The following is a 17,099-nucleotide window of genomic DNA, read 5'->3' as shown; positions in this document are numbered from 1 at the left end:
GTTTCATTATATATTTTAATTTAAAACAATCGGAATTCCTAAATAGTATTCTAATAATTTAGTTCTAAATACAAAATTGTATTTCGCATTTGTCATTGAGGATTGTGCATTTACCAATCTATTTCTAACTTGATCAAAATCAAAGGAAGTCATTACACCAGAATTATAACTTTCTTGTGCATTTTTAAAAGATTCTTTTTGCGCAAATAAACTTTTTTCAGCTGAAACAAATTGGTTTAAAGAAGCTTTGGCATCTGCATACGCTCTTTCAATAGTTTCTCTTAATTTAACTTGTCTATCTAAGAGTGTTAGTTCAGTTCTTTTTAGGTTTATTTTTGCTTTTGCTACGGCAGATTTAGTTTGAAATCTATTAAAAATAGGAATACTTAAAGAGAACCCAGCATTAAAACCTAAGTTGTCTTCTAACTGTTTGCCAAAACCATTTGGCACATAAATTACATTGTTATTTTCATCTAAAATTGGACGAACATCTTTAGATCCTTGATTGTGTTGATAAGAAGTTCCCATTCCAGCTCCGAAAGAAAGTGATGGTAAAAATGCTGCTTTTGCTCTATCAACCGATAATTCAGAATTTTCAACAGCAATTTCAGCACTTTTAATTTCAGGTAAACTTGCCAACGCAGTTTTAAAAATAAGATCGGTATCATTATACATCAAAGAAGCAGCATCAATAGTTAAAGACACATCTTCAATATCAAAACCATTATGAGACACTTGTAATAATTGAGCTAAACTTAATAACGATAGATCTAATGCATTTTGCGCCGTTGTTAATTGTTCTTCATTATTAGCCAAAGTTGCTTGCGCTTCTAATAAATTTGCTTTTGGTACTTCTCCAGCTTTTACTAAAGCTTCAGCTTTTTCTAATTGACCTTTACTAATTACAATCTGCTCTTCTGCAATTACAATACTTTCTTTATTTAAAAGTACATTTAAGTAAGAATTCACAACAAATAACATAATGTTATTTTTATTTTCTTCCAAATCGAAACCAGCCGCTTCTAAATTTTTTTGAGTTTGTAATAAATTTATTTTATTTCTATTTCCATTGTAAAGTGTTACTCCAGAATTTAATCCAAAACTATTAGATCTACTATCTCTTGAAACACGTCCACCATAATTATCTATATAGGATCCAAAATTAAAGTTTTGTGAAGCAGATGCATTTAATGAAGGATAGAAGTTACCTTTTGCAGTAATTATATCTTCTTCAATTAACTCTTTACTTAACTCTTGTTGTTTTATGGAAATATTATTTTCTACTGCGTAATCTACACATTCTTGTAAGGTCCATTTTTTATCTTGGGCATTTGTAGAAAAGAAGAATGCAAGTACTAAAATAGTAACAATTTTTGTTCTCATTTAATTGAGTTTATTAGTTTTTAACTTATTGTAATAAATTAAACCGAATAGAAGTATAAAATTAGAACACGACTAAGAAATGCGGTTTAGTTGATATTGTTATATGACGATTAAAATTATTGTTTGTTACACATTTAGTCTCTTATAGAAATGTTAAAGTTTGAATTTACGTCTATATTTGAATATAAAATATAAAAGAACACCTACTAAAAGATAAGGAAATACCATTAAATATAAAATACCAGTATTTAAACCCTCTGCTTGGGATGTATCACCACCACTTTCTACAACCGCCTTACACATAGCGCATTGTGCATTTGAAAGTTGGCTAAAAATTAAGAATAATATGAATATTAGTTTTTTCATGTTCGTTCTAAGGAATAAAATAATAGGGAGAAATCATTAAATAAACAAGTACACCAGTAATTGCAACATATAGCCACAAAGGAAAAGTAATACGAGCAATTTTTTTATGAAGCTCTATATTATTTGTAATTGCCCTAACATACGTAATAAGTACAAATGGAATTACAGCAATGGAAAGTAAAATATGAGAGATTAAAATAACAAAATAAACTGTTTTAATAGCTCCTTCACCGCCAAATTTAGTAGATTCTGAAGTCATATGATAGGCAACGTACATGGCTAAAAAAAGTACAGAACACGCAATTGCTAATTTCATTAGTTTTTCGTGTAATATTATTTTTTTATTTTTAATAGCCCAAACTGCTACCACTAAAAGTACTGCAGTAATTGCATTTATACTTGCATAAATTGGAGGTAAAAAGATAGGCAGTTCGGCATCAATTTTAACACCGAATAAAATAGCGACTACTAAAGGAATTGCAATTGATAAAATTACAATCCACTTATTATATTTTTTTGTTTCTGTATTCATTATTCTTTTAATAAAATTGCAATATCTTCTTTTATCATTTGAATATTTTTAGCGTCTAAGCCATCATAAAAAGCAATAGGGTTGCCATATTCATCTAGTCTTGAGCGAATATTCCCTTGTTTGTCAATTAAGGCAAACATTCCAGAATGTTCAAAACCACCTTCGGCTTCACTATTTTCTCCAGCGTACAATGCAATGCCTTTATTTGCTAGGTTGTAAATAGTTTCTTTATCTCCGGTTAAAAAATTCCAGTTTTTTAAAGTTGCCCCATGGTTTTTTGCATATTCCTTCAAAATTTCTGGAGTATCGTATTCTGGATTAATGCTAAATGAAGCAATACCAAAATCTAAATTTCCATAATATTCATTTTGAAGTTTCACCATATTTGCATTCATTTTTGGGCAAATAGTTGGGCAAGTGGTAAAGAAAAATTCTATTACATACACTTTATTTTTATAAAATGCATCTGAAATTAATTTTCCGTCTTGGTTTGTAAATTCAAAAGAAGGAACTTCTCCAATTTTTACAAGTTCGTGTGTTTTAAACCTGTTTACAATTTTTGGAATTGCGTATATACCAAATATTAAAATTATAAAAGCAATGCCTATGTATGAATATTTTTTCATTGTTTTAAATCTCTCTTTTTCTACGTTTTTCTTTTTCTGCAGATTTTTTTAATTGATAGTAGATAATGTCGATATCATCTTTCATCTTATTTTTTAACGTTGCAACAGATTTCATATTATACCCATACAATTTACCATCTTTGGTGTCTTCATCGTCCTTTCTTCCCCTTAAACGCAACTCCATATCTACAATATATGCATTTTCAGAATAAAGTGCTTCATTTAAAGAAAATGGTGTTTCAAAGCTATTGAATATGTTGTTGATGTTTGAATTGTTTGTATAGATAAAATTCCATTTACTAATATCTGTAAATGCTGAAAGTTCTGCAATTGCTTCTTTGTATTGCTCTTTTGATGCTTCAGGGATTATTGCAACAATTTGAAAATATGGTTTTTGGTAATAGCGTTTATAAATTGTTTGATTAAGGTTAAACATACTGCCTTTTGCCGTGTTTATTTCATTTCCTAAAAAGCAAACAATACTTAAATTGTTACTAAACGTAGCATTTGAGTCATTAGAAAACTGCTTAATAGCAAGCACATCTTCTGTTAAAATAGGTAAATTAGAATATTTATAAATTCCTTTTGAAAGAAAAATATAAAATACTAATGGCAAAATAAATAAGCTAAAAAGTACCCAGAATTTTTTCATTATGTTTTTTACAAAAATAAAAAAAGGTGGTTAAAAAACCACCTTCTTCATTTAAATATTTTTAATGTATTAGTAATTCCACTTTACTAATGGAGCTAATATGTCGTTGATATAACTTCCTTCTATTAATAACAAAGTAGCTAAATAAATAATAAGGAAAACTGCTGACCAAACAACAGAGCGTCTTAAACTCTTTTTTTCATCGGCCATATGCATAAAATACCATGTAATATAGTATGCCTTTACTATTGTTAACACTAGAAATATAATGTTTAAAGGACTGGTTCCTAATATTTTTGTTAAATGAAGTGCATCTGGTTTTATAATACCTAAAATAACTTCAACGATTGTTATAATAGAAAGAATACCAAATACTTTCCAAATTAATTTTGTGTGCGATGTATGTTCTTGTGAATGTGCTGCCATTTTAATTTTTTTATAGATTAAACTAAGTAGAAGAATGTGAATACAAATACCCAAACTAAATCTACAAAGTGCCAATACAATCCTACTTTTTCAACCATTTCGTAATGTCCTCTTCGTTCATAGGTTCCAATTATTACATTAAAAAATATAATAATATTAATAAGAACTCCTGTAAATACATGAAATCCGTGAAAACCAGTAATAAAGAAAAAGAAATCAGCGAATAAAGTTTTACCATATTCATTTACCTTTAAATTTGCGCCATTTACAACCATTTTTGCCTCATTTAAATAAGACATGGCATTTTCTCGCGGTATAATGGTTTTCTTTTTAGTATCAGGATTGATAAGTTCTGTTCTTATAGTTATATCCGAATTTGCATTAAATCCGTCGATAACTTCTTTTAATGAAAAAGCAGCTAATGCAGGTTCATCAACAAACCACAGCCCTTTATTTTTGGTGTGTTGTGTTCTTTCAGAGTTAGATGATTTTGCAAAACTTTCTAATGTTATTTGATGGCCAGTAGCATCTACAAATTGAATAATTTTACCGTCGTTTAATTGAACAGCTCCATAAGAACCATTAATAAAATTTTTCCATTCCCAAGCTTGAGATCCTAAGAAAATGACACCTCCAATTATTGTAAGTAACATATAAAATGTAACTTTCTTTTTATTCATTTGATGACCAGCATCAACAGCCAACACCATTGTTACGGAAGAAAATATTAAAATAAAGGTCATTAATGCCACATAATACATTGGTGCGTGTATGCCATGCAAAAACGGAAAATGTGTAAATACTTCATCGGCAATTGGCCAAGATTCAATAAATTTAAAGCGCATTAAACCGTACGCAGCTAAAAACCCTGAGAATGTAAGTGCATCAGATAAAATAAAGAACCACATCATCATTTTACCATAACTTGCACCTAATGGTTTGTTGGTTCCACCACTCCAAGTTTTTTGATTAGTTTTAGTAGCAACAGTTGCTTCCATATAAGATTTGTTTTGATTTTTTTAGTTTAGTTGCGCCAAAAATACATTTTTTTTTCATTATCTAATAAAATAGAAAAATAAAAACAGATAAATCCATAATATATCAACAAAATGCCAGAAAATAGCACCTAATTCTAACCCAAGCGAATCTTTTGATGAGTATTTATGATTGAAATGATTGAAAAGTACTACAAAAAGTACAATTAAACCTGCAGCAATATGGGCAATATGGGCAAGTGAGATACCAATTATAAACGATGATTTTACAGTGCTTTGTGCACCAGCAAAAACAAATCCAGCGTCGAAAAGTTGATTAAACCCTTCAAATTGAAAAAATACAAATCCTATTCCTAAAATTAAGGTGCTTAACAGAAATACGCTTGTTAATTGACGGTTGTCTTTTTTTATAAAATGTTTTGCCAAGAAAAAAGTTATACTACTTATAAGTATTAAAAGCGTGCTTATATAAAATGCATTTGGTAAATCAAATGAAACCCAATCAGCTCTTTTTCTACTTACAACATAAGCACTTGTTAGGCCGGCAAACATCATGGTCATGCTTATCATAGAAACCCAAAGCATTGGTTTGGCCGACGTACGTTTTGCTTGTTTGTATTCTTGTTCTAAAGTTACTTTCATTTTTAATTTTTTTAGTGTAAAAATTTATCAACTACATAAATTACCTGAATTAATGTAATGTACAAAACACTAGACAACATTAATTGTCGTGCTTCTTTATTGGTTTGGTGTTTGTATAATTTAATAGCATAATAAAGCATTGTACTTCCTAAGGCGACTAAAATTACTGCGGTAATTGGGTAAATATAAAAACTTCCTGTTAATTTTAAAACAGGAATTACTGAAACAATTATTAAGCAACAAGTATAAATTATAATTTGAATAACTGCTTTTTTATTTTTTTGTCCCATTGGCATTAGGTTAAACCCAGCTTTTTTATATTCATCATATTGTAACCATGCGATTGCCCAAAAATGTGGAAATTGCCAAAAAAACTGAATTAAAAACAACATTCCTGGTTCAATAGAGAATTGGTTTGTTGCAGCTACCCAACCCAACATAAAAGGAATTGCTCCTGGAATTGCTCCAACAAAAACAGCTAACGGAGTTACTGCTTTTAAAGGTGTGTAGATACTTGTGTATAAGAATATAGAGATTGCACCAAATAAGGCACTTTTAGGGTTTATACTATATAAAATTGCTAAACCAACAATAGTAAATGATATAGCAATTACAAGTGCCATAGAAACGTGCATTCTACCTGTTGGTAAAGGTCTGTTCATAGTACGTTTCATTAAAGCATCAGTATCTTTTTCTATAATTTGATTAAAAGCATTGGATGCTCCCACCATTAAGTAACCACCAATTGCTAATAAAAGAAGTATTGAAATTTCAATCTTTTCAGCAGCTAATAAATACCCTGCGAGCGAAGAAAATACAACACTTAGCGATAAGCCTACTTTTGTTAATTGTTTAAAATCACTAAAAATGGCAGTAAAGTTCATGTTATTTTTATAATATTTTGAAGGTGCGTGCATTATTTTTATTTGAATCTGTGCAAAGATATTTTATTATTACACATTTACAACCTTAAAATAAGGAGATTAAAAAAATATTTTAAATAAATTTTAAAAAACGCTTTGTTGTTATTATAATTGTGTTAAATTTGCACTCGCATTTGAGATAATAAATGCCACGTTCATAAAAAATAATGACTGCGAAAGTAGCTCAGGGGTAGAGCATCACCTTGCCAAGGTGAGGGTCGCGGGTTCAAATCCCGTCTTTCGCTCTACAACATATTATAATATACCAATGCTCGAGTGGTGGAATTGGTAGACACGCTGGACTTAAAATCCAGTGGACTGTAAGGTCCGTATGGGTTCAAGTCCCATCTCGAGTACAAAAACTCTTGTTAATCGTTTGATTTTCAAGAGTTTTTTGTTTTATGTCAATTTTTCACCTAATAATCTAGTCACAATATTTTTTATAACTTTAAGTAAATACTTAAAAATATAAAATAAGTAACTTTATAACTTTTAAAATATAAGGCTCCATAGTTCAAGGGATAGAATAGAAGTTTCCTAAACTTTAGATCCAGGTTCGAGTCCTGGTGGAGTCACATATTTAGTAGATAATACAAAAGAAAAAAAGTTTTTTACTGATATATTTTTTCCGTACATTTATAAGTGTATAAAATACAATTAAAAAATGCATAAATTAAAAATATTTTTATTTGCAATTGGCTCTTTACTATTAATGGCTGCTTCTTGTAAGGATAAAAACTCTCCTGAAGTTGTAGTGCCTGAAGAAGCTCCAGAAATTATAGAAATACCTTCTTTTTATTACGGCGCAGATTTGTCTTATGTGAATGAAATGATAGCTTGTGAGGCTGTTTATAAAGACGAAAACAATATAAGTACAGATCCTTATAAAATTTTTAAAGATGCAGGAGCAAATTTAGTACGTGTTCGTCTATGGCACAATCCAACTTGGACAAACTACTCTAATTATGCCGATGTAAAAAAAACAATTCGGAAAGCTAAAGATCAAGGAATGCATGTTTTACTAGATTTCCATTATTCAGATATTTGGGCAGATCCAGCAAAACAAATAATCCCTGCTGCTTGGGAAAGCGAGATAGATAATAAAGAGGCATTAGGTGAATTAGTGTATAACTATACATATCAAACTTTAAATAATTTAGCATTAGTAAACTTATTGCCAGAAATGGTACAAGTTGGAAATGAAATTAATCCAATGATTTTGCAGCGAGAAAGCTTAGTTTGGCCTATAGATTGGGACAGAAATTCTTATTTAATTAATAAAGGAATTAAAGCTGTTAGAGATATTTCAAAAGAAAAAGACACCAAGATTGAAGTGATGTTGCACATTGCGCAGCCCGAAAACGGTTTGTGGTGGTTTAAAGATGCAACTACAAATGGAATTACAGATTACGATTGGATTGGTTTATCATATTATCCAATTTGGTCTGAATATAAGTTAGATAATGTTGGAACTGCATTTAGCATTTTAATAAATACCTACAATAAGAAGTTAATGGTGGTTGAAACCGCCTATCCTTTTACGTTGGAAAATATAGATGAAGCCAATAATATTCTCGATAGCAATGCATTAATTAGTGGATATCCGGCTACAGAACAAGGTCAATTAAATTATTTAAATAAACTACAAGAGATTATTGAGAATGCTGGAGGGTCAGGACTGGTTTATTGGGAGCCAGCTTGGGTTTCAACAAATTGTAATACACTATGGGGAAAAGGATCTCATTGGGATAACGCTACTTTATTTAACCATAATTACAAACCAACTTTAGGAATGCAGTTTTACAATGGATCAAAAAAATAATAGAAAAATATGAAACAATATTGCAATACAGTACTACTATTTTTAATAGTTACTCAAGTCGCTTTTTCACAAGTAAGAACTATACAAGAGTTAGATGTTAACTGGAAATTTCAGAAAGGAAATAATTCGGAAGCTTTTCATGTAAATTTTGATGATTCTAAATGGCAAACAGTTACCGTTCCACACGATTGGGCAATTTATGGTCCTTTTGATAAGGAAGTAGATAAACAAAACGTTGCAATTGTTCAAAATGGAGAACAAGTAGCTTCAGAAAAAACAGGAAGAACAGGTGCCTTACCTCATATTGGAACTGCCTGGTATCGCAATAAGTTTACTGTTCCACAATACGAAAAAGGTAAAAAAGTAATGTTACTTTTTGAAGGAGCTATGAGTGAGCCTCAAGTTTATTTAAATGGGGAGAAAGTAGGTGAGTGGGCATATGGTTATAGTTATTTTTATTTTGATATCTCTCAACTTATTAAAGATGGAGAAAACACACTAGCGGTTGAAGTTTCCAATAAAAAATTTGCTTCTCGTTGGTATCCTGGCGCTGGTTTGTATAGAAAAGTAAGTGTTATTGTTAAAAATAAAGAAAGTATAAATCAATGGGGAACAACTATTACAACTCCAATTATTAGTGATGAGTTTGCAAAGGTGAATGTTAAAACTGAAGTTTCTGGAGATAATACGCATCTAGTAACAACTATTTTTAATGCTGAAGGAGAACAAGTAGCGAAGGATAGAACAAGTAATCAATTTGGGAACCAGTTTGTACAAAATATTAAAGTAATTAATCCAAACAGATGGAGTCCAGAAAGCCCATATTTATATACTGCAAAGACACAATTATTTGTCGATGAAATAGTAAAAGACGAAGTTTCTACACGTTTTGGAATTCGAGAAATTAAGTACGAAGCTAATAAAGGGTTTAGTTTAAATGGTAAAGTTAGAAAGTTTAAAGGTGTTTGTTTACATCACGATTTAGGTCCGTTAGGTACAGCGGTGAACAAAGCCGCGTTAAAAAGACAATTAATTATTTTAAAAGATATGGGATGCGATGCTATTCGCAGTTCTCACAATATGCCGTCATTAGAGCAATTAGAATTATGCGATGAAATGGGCTTTCTATTTTTAGCCGAAAGTTTTGATGAATGGGCTGTTCCAAAAGTAAAAAATGGTTACAATCGTTTTTTTGAGGATTATGCCGAAAAAGACATTGTAAATCTAGTACGTGCTACTAAAAATCATCCAAGTATTGTAATGTGGAGCTCTGGAAACGAAGTGCCAGACCAATGGGGAACAGCAGGTGTAAAACGTGCAAAATGGTTGCAAGATATTTTTCATAGAGAAGATCCTACAAGACCAGTAACAGTTGGGATGGATCAGGTTAAGGCTACTATGGAATCTGGTTTTGGTACATTGTTAGACATTCCCGGGTTAAATTATCGCGTTCATTTGTATGAAGAAGCTTTTGAAAAATTTCCACAAGGTTTTATTTTAGGTTCAGAAACGGCTTCAACTGTAAGTTCACGTGGAATTTATAAATTTCCTGTAGAAAAAGCAAGTATGAAACAATACGATGATTTTCAATCTTCATCGTATGATTTAGAATATTGCAGTTGGTCAAATGTTCCAGATGATGATTTTGTTTTGCAAGATGATAAACCTTGGGTAATTGGAGAATTTGTTTGGACAGGTTTTGATTATTTAGGAGAACCAACTCCTTATGATGAAATGTGGCCTTCTAGAAGCTCGTATTTTGGTATTAATGACTTGGCTGGTTTGCCTAAAGATCGATATTATTTATATAGAAGTCGATGGAACACTAAAGATGAAACGTTACATATTTTACCTCATTGGAATTGGGAAGGAAGAGAAGGTGAAGTTACACCGGTTTTTGTGTATACCAATTATGAGAGTGCTGAACTTTTTGTAAACGGAAAAAGTATGGGAATTCAAAAAAAGAATAATTCCACACCACAAAATCGTTACCGTTTAATGTGGATGGATGTTATATACGAACCAGGAACTGTGAAAGTTGTCGCCTTTGATAATGAAGGGAAACCAATTGCTGAAAAAGAAATGAAAACAGCGGGTAAACCTTTTAAAATTATGCTAAGTCCTGATAGGAAAACTATTAAAGCTGATGGGAAAGACCTGTCTTATGTTACAGTTTCGGTAGTTGATAAAAACGGAATTGAATGTCCTACTGCAACCAATCAATTAAAATTCAAAGTAACAGGCAATGGAACTTTTAGAGCAGCTTGCAATGGGGATGCAACTTCATTAGAATTATTTCATGTACCAACTATGAAATTGTTTAGCGGAAAGTTAGTAGTTACTGTTCAGTCTAAAACTCAAGTTGGAGCTATTCAATTAAAGGTAACAGGTAAAGGATTGAAAAGTTCAACTTTAAAAATTAATTCATCTAAGTAATACTTTTAGAAAAAAGCTTTTAAAAAATTATCGGTAAAATTTTAATTGTTTGCAGTTTTTTAATCGTCCTTTTGTTATTGAAAGATAGGTATATTTTTCGTTTTGAATGATTTTGCCAACTTAATAGTATATTTTTATATAAGATCGAAAATGGATGTAAGGATCGATTCGGGTATCCTCTAAAATAAACTGGTTCAAAAGTTTATTAGGTATTTTTTGTAGAGTTCTAAAAAAAGTAAAAATCTTATATTAGTAAATCTTTTTTAAAGTCTCGAGAAGTTTTTTTTTGATAAAAAACAACTTTTAAAAGTTAAAACACTATTTATCAGTGTTTAAGATAGTTTTTAAACTAATTTTTTGTTATATTTGTTTTGAGGTATCTTTAAAATTTAATTTTGTGTCCCCTAAAAAGTAAAATTTAAGATTGAAATCACTTATAAGTAGTTGTAAATGAGGTATTAGGATTTGATTCTTAATGAATTTATGTAAATTATTGTATTTAATATGTAATTTGTTGAAATAATCGTGCTTTATAAATATTTGTTGCAAAAGTAGTTAACATAATTCGTAACTTTATAAGATACCGTTAAGCATTATTTAAGTCTCCAACTTAAATTGCTTTTTAAACAAGATGATATGGTCAAAAAAGTACTTGATTTAAAACTATTAATACTTTTTTTTGCAATTAATTTATTAATTGTACAGGTTTCTTTTGGACAATCGGATGGTGACTATAGATCAAAGAATAATGGATCTGGATATGACATCGCAACATGGGAAATTTATGATGACTCAATTTCTGATTGGCGTCCTGCAACCGCAGTTGATGGAGTTCCAGGAGCAATAGTAAAAACAAACAAAACATACGTAGTAACAATTTTACATGATGTTTCACTTGCTGGTCTTGATTTGTTTAGTGGCGATCAAGAACCAATGGGTGAGGTTATTATTTATGGCACATTAACTTTTGGGGATGCATCCCCTAGAGTTTACTATTGGAATGGTACAGGTGTAACAATTGAGGCTGGCGGAGAAGTGATATTCGCTAACCAAAAAACAGAATTGCATATGCCAGCTAATGCTGTTCTTACAATAAAACCTACAGGTCTTATAACAGGAGCATGTTCTAACAATACTGAAATTTATTTAGGAGATGAGCTTATTGCAGTCTGTAAAGGGGGAGGAGGAAAAGTATTAACTTTTAGTCAACTTGTTGATTCAGGAGGGTCATTAGATTCAGAAATTTATCAACCTGTTGATCCTAATTCAACAGCTTGCATTAATCAACCTATTACACTTGAAGGTGGTTATGTAGGAGGGGCAGTTGGACCAGTAAATTATGAATGGGTAATTTATGATTCAGCACTGGTACCAATTTTATCTTCTGTTACAACAGCAGCAACATTTACACCAAGTGCATTAGGTTTATATTATATTACATTAAGTGTTTCAGATAATAATTCAACGAATGTTGAGACACATATAGTAACGGTAGAGGACAATGAAGATCCTACCGTAACTGCAGCAACTGATGTTTCTGTTGGTACTGATGTAGGTGTTTGCGAATCTAGTATTGTAATTACCGATGCTACTTTCGGAGACAATTGTTCTAGCACACTTACTTGGGTTATGACTGGTGCTGTTACAGCTTCTGGTTCTGGACAAGTTGGTACTTATACATTCCCTACAGGAACAACGACAATTACCTATACCAATACTGACGGAGTGAATACAGACGCTACAGACGCAATGACTGTCACTGTTGTTGACAATGAAGATCCAACAATAGTAGGATTACCAGCAAATATTTCGGTAAACAATGATGCAGGAGTTTGTGGAGCAACTGTAACTTGGGTTGAACCAACAGCGTCAGATAACTGTCCTGGAAGTACGATTGCACAAACATTAGGAGCAGCAAGTGGAACAATTTTCCCAATAGGAACAACATCAATTACTTATACAGCTACAGATGCAGCAAGTAGGACACATTCAGAGAGTTTTACAATCACAGTAACAGACAATGAAGATCCAACAGCTTCAAACCCACCACCAGTAACAGTTGAGTGTATAGATGAAATTCCTGTTAATATAGCAGTTGTAACTGATGAAGCAGATAACTGTACAATAAATCCAATTGTAACGCATGTAAGTGATGTATCAGATGGGAATACTTGCCCTGAAATTATTACAAGAACCTATAATATTTCTGATGGAAATGGAAATAGTATCAATGTAACTCAAACTATAACAATTAATGACATTACAAAACCATCTTTTACAAAACCAGCGGATATTACCATTAACAAATCAACAACTTGCACATATGATGCTTCACTAAGTTTTACCGGAGATGTAACAAATGAAGATGATAATTGTTCAACAAACTTAAATGCAACTTTTTCTGATAGTATTAATGTTGTATCACTTGGTGAAACTATAATAACAAGAACTTGGAGTTTGGTTGATGATTGTGGAAATAGTGCGGATGATCAAATTCAAATAATTACAGTTTTAGATAATATTAACCCAGTGGCTATATGTCAACCAATTACTGTTGCTGTAGATGAAGTATTTACAGCAGTTCAAATAAATAATGGATCAACGGATAATTGTGGAATTGAATTTTATTCATTGGATAGAACTTCATTTAATTGTGAAGAAGTAGGAGATCAAACGGTAACTTTAACAGTTACAGATTATAATGGGAATGTAAGTACTTGCGAAGCTATCGTAACAGTTTTACCAACAGATATTAATGGAGGTAATGTAACAGGTCATAATTATTTTACCAATGGAGATCTCGATGGACCTGAAGGAACTTTGGTAAATGTAACTGCTTGTCCTGAAAATGAAATAAAAAATGCACATTTAACAATTACAGGTAATGATGGAGCTATAAATACCTGGCAATATTCATTTGATGGTGGTGCAACTTGGAATGATGTTGCAGGTGACCCTTCATCTTTTTCTTTTACCAATGTTGGAAAAACTGAAATGGATTATATGAATATTTTAAAAACTACACTATTTAGAGTTAAAATAGATGTAGGTTCTTGCGTTGGATATTCACCAACTATGTTAGTTCAAGTAATACCTCCTGATATAAAACCAAGTATTGATTTTGACACTGCCTATATATGTATTGGTGATGATATTACAGTAAATGCCAGTAGTGAATATGCTAATAATATTTTATTAGACGAAGGAGGTTTATTTAATCAAGCAAACCCTGAAGGGTGGAGACTTAACTATGTGGTGGGAGAAGATGAAATTAAATTTCCCGCATCTGCGGATAATGAAGATGTTTCTATATGGGCTGAAACAAACGGTCCGAAGGATTTTGGTAGTCTTACTTACGATACTTCTGATAATACTAAGTTTGCTATTGCATTTGGGGATTTCAGTGGAGAAAAATATGGTTCAACAACTTGGAATGAAACATGGACCACAATGGAAACCCCTATTTTTGACTCTAGAGGGTTAGAGGAATTATACATAGTATTTGATCAAGCTTATTATTTAGAAGCTGGGGCTTCAATAAAAATTGAAATTTCAACTGATGGAGGTGTAACATATCCTGCCGATATAAACCCATTAGATCCAGGATACAACTCTGTTACAGGTGCAGCTCATAATTATACAGGACCTAGTACATCTGGTACAGGAACGCATAATGGTGGCTTTGTACATACACTAATTGACCTTACCGATGATTATTTAGGGCAATCAAATTTAAGAGTACGATTTACTTTTGAAGGAGGAGGAACAACCAATAGTTCTTGGGCAATTGATAATATTTCTGTACCAGATCAGCATGTAGATGAGGTTATAGAATGGACGGATGAATTTGGAAATATTATCACTTATGGTTTTACAGCTACTATTACACCAGTTTCACCTGGTCATCAACATATAGGAGCAACCTCATTAATAGACCAGTGCAGAAGTGTTGATGATATTGGAACACAACGTATTGAAGTTTTTGTTGATTACGCTTATGCAGGTACAGATTTAGTTAGTGATGTTTCTGGGGATGGAGAGTGTGGAGAAACAAGTGTTATTCTTAATGCGTATGATAATGAAAAATCATCTAATGAAAATAAATTAGATGATGCTTGGGATGATTCAAATGGTTTTACATTATCTGATATACCGGGTAGTGTTTATTCAGGTATGCCAGGAACATTTGAAGGTACTTGGACAGCTGTACCTAATTTAACTTGTGCAGCCTCTACGTTATTAGATTTTTCTTTTAGTGATATTCATGATCCAAAATCAACTTTTACTGGGGAAGCAGGCGATTACACACTTACTTGGACAACTGTAAGAACATTACCTGATGGATCTCAAAAAATTTGCACCGATGATATGAATGTTACTATTACTAATTGTGCAGGCGTTAATTTTGATGGAAATAATGATTATGTAGATTTTAAAGCAACAAATTACAATTTAACAAACCAAGATTTTTCTATAGAAGCATGGATAAGACCAGATATTAATAGTACTCAAATTCAAACTGTTTTTTCTAAACGAAATGCGAATAATCTTGGTGGTTTAGGATATGATTTAAGGTTAACGGATAGAATTATTTCTTTTAATTGGATGAACGGAGGAAATATTTCTTCCCCTTACCAGATAGATAATGATAGGTGGTATCATGTTGGAGTTACTTTTGATGGTGGAACGTACAAATTATATATTGATGGAATTGAGGTGGCGAGTAAATCAGGGCAAGCACTTTTAGAAACTGATTTTGATTGTATGCTAGGAGCAATGGATGATGTAAATTTATCTTTCCCATATGGTATAGCAAAAAATTTCTTTAATGGTTCTATGGATGAAGTTCGAATATGGAATGTTGCTCTTACCGAAAATCAATTACGTGAAACTATGAATCAGGAAATCAACAATGATGGATCAGGTGGTGTTATTGGAGCTAAAGTGCCGATTCTGATTGACGGATTAGTTTGGAGTGATTTAGAAGGATATTATCGAATGGATGAGAGCTGTGGCTTTTTAACACCTACATCAGGTGTAATAAATGGTAAATTAAGAAACATATTTGATGACCAAGTGCAGAACGCTCCTATACCTTATACTTCAAATACGGGTGTTAACGGACAAAACTGGAATACAGATAACACTTGGACTCATTTCGATGTTTGGGATCCACCAAACAGTTTGGGTGTTGATGGAACAAGAATTGATTGGAACATTGTTGAAATTTCCAATGATATTAATTCTGCAGAAGCGGGTGGAATAGAAGGTATTACGTTGTTAGGATTGATATCCAATTCAGGAGAGTTAACGATGGCTGCAAATGGCGCTATGGATGAAACTAATAGCGGTCGAATGTTGTGGATAACACATTATTTAAAATTGAATGGTTCAATTGATTTAGTAGGTGAATCACAATTATTACAAAAAAAATATGGATATTATAATGATCCTCCTTTTAACCATAACTATATAACAACTCAACTTAGTGAAAGTATTCTAGACGAAGATAGTACAGGATATATTGAACGTGATCAGCAAGGTCAAGGGAATTTATATAACTATGATTTTAGGTCATCTCCTGTAGATAATTTTGGAACCGTTTCACCTTTCGATGAAGATTCCTCAACCTATACAATTAAAGGTGTAATGTTCGATGGAATTAATGTTACCGCATCTGATGAGCCTAAAGAAATTACTTTTAATACATTACATGATGGTAATGCATCAACTAATCCTATACAAATATCAACTAGATGGTTATATTTAAATAGAAGTGCTGCATCTTGGACACGTATTTGCCCTACATGTGCTATTAAAATTGGGGAAGGTTTTACTTTTAAAGGGTCAATAGATCCATTAGTTTCCAGTGATTCTCAAAATTTTGTGTTTAAAGGAAAACCTAATAATGGGACATTTAACAACCTTACAATAGGAACTAATTGGGATTCCTATTTAGTTGGGAACCCTTATCCAAGTGCCATGGATGCAGATCAATTTATTATAGATAATGGATCTATCATTCAAGGAGCCGTATATTATTATCATGATTTTGGAACAGATAATACTCATTTAACAACTAAGGCTAGTTATGGTTATGCCATTTATTCATTGGCAGGAAGTGTTCAAGCAATAAATAGAAGGCCAGAAAATGGACCAAATGGGGGTAAATTACCAGCAAGATATATACCAGTTGTGCAAGGGTTTTGGGTGTATGGCTTGAACGGTGGAACTTTAAAATTTAACAACAATCAAAGAACCTCTGAATTTGTAACCAAAACATCATCAGGATCAGT

Annotated in this window: 12 protein-coding genes and 3 tRNA genes; 6 read left to right on the top strand and 9 right to left on the bottom strand. The window is 31.8% G+C overall.

What is annotated here, in order from left to right; all coding sequences use genetic code 11:
* Nucleotides 1-15: 15 nt before the first annotated feature.
* The 9 genes from IEW75_RS00070 to cyoE all read right to left on the bottom strand — a co-directional run bounded on the left by IEW75_RS00070 (nt 16) and on the right by cyoE (nt 6,539).
* Nucleotides 16-1,383, bottom strand: coding sequence for a TolC family protein (locus IEW75_RS00070; RefSeq protein ID WP_134248010.1), 1,368 nt, complete (start codon nt 1,381-1,383; stop codon nt 16-18).
* Nucleotides 1,384-1,536: 153 nt separating this feature from the next.
* Nucleotides 1,537-1,749 (bottom strand): CAMCR motif-containing small membrane protein, encoded by a 213-nt coding sequence (locus IEW75_RS16030; protein ID WP_134248009.1) that lies wholly within the window; start codon nt 1,747-1,749, stop codon nt 1,537-1,539.
* Between the two features lie 7 nt (nt 1,750-1,756).
* Nucleotides 1,757-2,281 (bottom strand): DUF420 domain-containing protein, encoded by a 525-nt coding sequence (locus IEW75_RS00065; RefSeq protein WP_134248008.1) that lies wholly within the window; start codon nt 2,279-2,281, stop codon nt 1,757-1,759.
* Entirely contained in the window at nt 2,281-2,907 is a 627-nt protein-coding gene (locus tag IEW75_RS00060; protein WP_134248007.1) for an SCO family protein, read from the bottom strand. Before IEW75_RS00060 ends, IEW75_RS00065 begins: the two co-directional genes overlap by 1 nt.
* Nucleotides 2,908-2,911: 4 nt before the next feature.
* Nucleotides 2,912-3,559 (bottom strand): hypothetical protein, encoded by a 648-nt coding sequence (locus tag IEW75_RS00055; protein WP_134248006.1) that lies wholly within the window; start codon nt 3,557-3,559, stop codon nt 2,912-2,914.
* A 69-nt stretch (nt 3,560-3,628) separates the two neighbouring features.
* The gene (locus tag IEW75_RS00050; protein ID WP_134248005.1) at nt 3,629-3,985 is read right to left on the bottom strand and encodes a cytochrome C oxidase subunit IV family protein; all 357 of its coding nucleotides are present in this window, start codon (nt 3,983-3,985) and stop codon (nt 3,629-3,631) included.
* A gap of 17 nt (nt 3,986-4,002) precedes the next feature.
* Nucleotides 4,003-4,983 (bottom strand): cytochrome c oxidase subunit 3, encoded by a 981-nt coding sequence (locus IEW75_RS00045; RefSeq protein ID WP_134248004.1) that lies wholly within the window; start codon nt 4,981-4,983, stop codon nt 4,003-4,005.
* A gap of 57 nt (nt 4,984-5,040) precedes the next feature.
* Nucleotides 5,041-5,622, bottom strand: coding sequence for a cytochrome c oxidase subunit 3 (locus IEW75_RS00040; protein WP_134248003.1), 582 nt, complete (start codon nt 5,620-5,622; stop codon nt 5,041-5,043).
* An 11-nt stretch (nt 5,623-5,633) separates the two neighbouring features.
* The gene (gene cyoE / locus IEW75_RS00035; RefSeq protein WP_229714354.1) at nt 5,634-6,539 is read right to left on the bottom strand and encodes a heme o synthase; all 906 of its coding nucleotides are present in this window, start codon (nt 6,537-6,539) and stop codon (nt 5,634-5,636) included.
* Between the two features lie 179 nt (nt 6,540-6,718).
* On the opposite strand from cyoE, the gene IEW75_RS00030 reads away from it, so the two are divergent.
* From IEW75_RS00030 to IEW75_RS00005, 6 genes are all read left to right on the top strand, one after another.
* Nucleotides 6,719-6,790 (top strand) — tRNA-Gly (locus IEW75_RS00030).
* Nucleotides 6,791-6,815: 25 nt separating this feature from the next.
* Nucleotides 6,816-6,901: transfer RNA gene (locus tag IEW75_RS00025), tRNA-Leu, on the top strand.
* Between the two features lie 147 nt (nt 6,902-7,048).
* A tRNA-Arg gene (locus tag IEW75_RS00020) sits at nt 7,049-7,120 on the top strand.
* Nucleotides 7,121-7,209: 89 nt separating this feature from the next.
* Nucleotides 7,210-8,367, top strand: coding sequence for a glycoside hydrolase family 53 protein (locus IEW75_RS00015; RefSeq protein WP_134248002.1), 1,158 nt, complete (start codon nt 7,210-7,212; stop codon nt 8,365-8,367).
* A gap of 9 nt (nt 8,368-8,376) precedes the next feature.
* The gene (locus IEW75_RS00010) at nt 8,377-10,803 is read left to right on the top strand and encodes a glycoside hydrolase family 2 TIM barrel-domain containing protein (RefSeq protein ID WP_134248001.1); all 2,427 of its coding nucleotides are present in this window, start codon (nt 8,377-8,379) and stop codon (nt 10,801-10,803) included.
* A gap of 636 nt (nt 10,804-11,439) precedes the next feature.
* Nucleotides 11,440-17,099, top strand: a 5,660-nt coding sequence (locus IEW75_RS00005; RefSeq protein ID WP_188703927.1) for a LamG-like jellyroll fold domain-containing protein, incomplete at its 3' end; no start/stop codon positions are given.

The organism is Lutibacter litoralis (assembly GCF_014646675.1).
Lineage (GTDB): Bacteria > Bacteroidota > Bacteroidia > Flavobacteriales > Flavobacteriaceae > Lutibacter > Lutibacter litoralis.
This window is presented reverse-complemented; position numbering and strand designations above follow the sequence as displayed.

Excerpts from the sequence above, each read along its gene's own strand:
- IEW75_RS00055 (WP_134248006.1), bottom strand. The coding sequence starts at position 3,559 with ATGAAAAAATTCTGGGTACTTTTTAGCTTATTTATTTTGCCATTAGTA.
- IEW75_RS00015 (WP_134248002.1), top strand. The coding sequence starts at position 7,210 with ATGCATAAATTAAAAATATTTTTATTTGCAATTGGCTCTTTACTATTA.
- IEW75_RS00010 (WP_134248001.1), top strand. The coding sequence starts at position 8,377 with ATGAAACAATATTGCAATACAGTACTACTATTTTTAATAGTTACTCAA.
- IEW75_RS00050 (WP_134248005.1), bottom strand. The coding sequence starts at position 3,985 with ATGGCAGCACATTCACAAGAACATACATCGCACACAAAATTAATTTGG.
- IEW75_RS00065 (WP_134248008.1), bottom strand. The coding sequence starts at position 2,281 with ATGAATACAGAAACAAAAAAATATAATAAGTGGATTGTAATTTTATCA.
- IEW75_RS00045 (WP_134248004.1), bottom strand. The coding sequence starts at position 4,983 with ATGGAAGCAACTGTTGCTACTAAAACTAATCAAAAAACTTGGAGTGGT.
- cyoE (WP_229714354.1), bottom strand. The coding sequence starts at position 6,539 with ATGCACGCACCTTCAAAATATTATAAAAATAACATGAACTTTACTGCC.
- IEW75_RS00040 (WP_134248003.1), bottom strand. The coding sequence starts at position 5,622 with ATGAAAGTAACTTTAGAACAAGAATACAAACAAGCAAAACGTACGTCG.
- IEW75_RS00060 (WP_134248007.1), bottom strand. The coding sequence starts at position 2,907 with ATGAAAAAATATTCATACATAGGCATTGCTTTTATAATTTTAATATTT.
- IEW75_RS00070 (WP_134248010.1), bottom strand. The coding sequence starts at position 1,383 with ATGAGAACAAAAATTGTTACTATTTTAGTACTTGCATTCTTCTTTTCT.
- IEW75_RS16030 (WP_134248009.1), bottom strand. The coding sequence starts at position 1,749 with ATGAAAAAACTAATATTCATATTATTCTTAATTTTTAGCCAACTTTCA.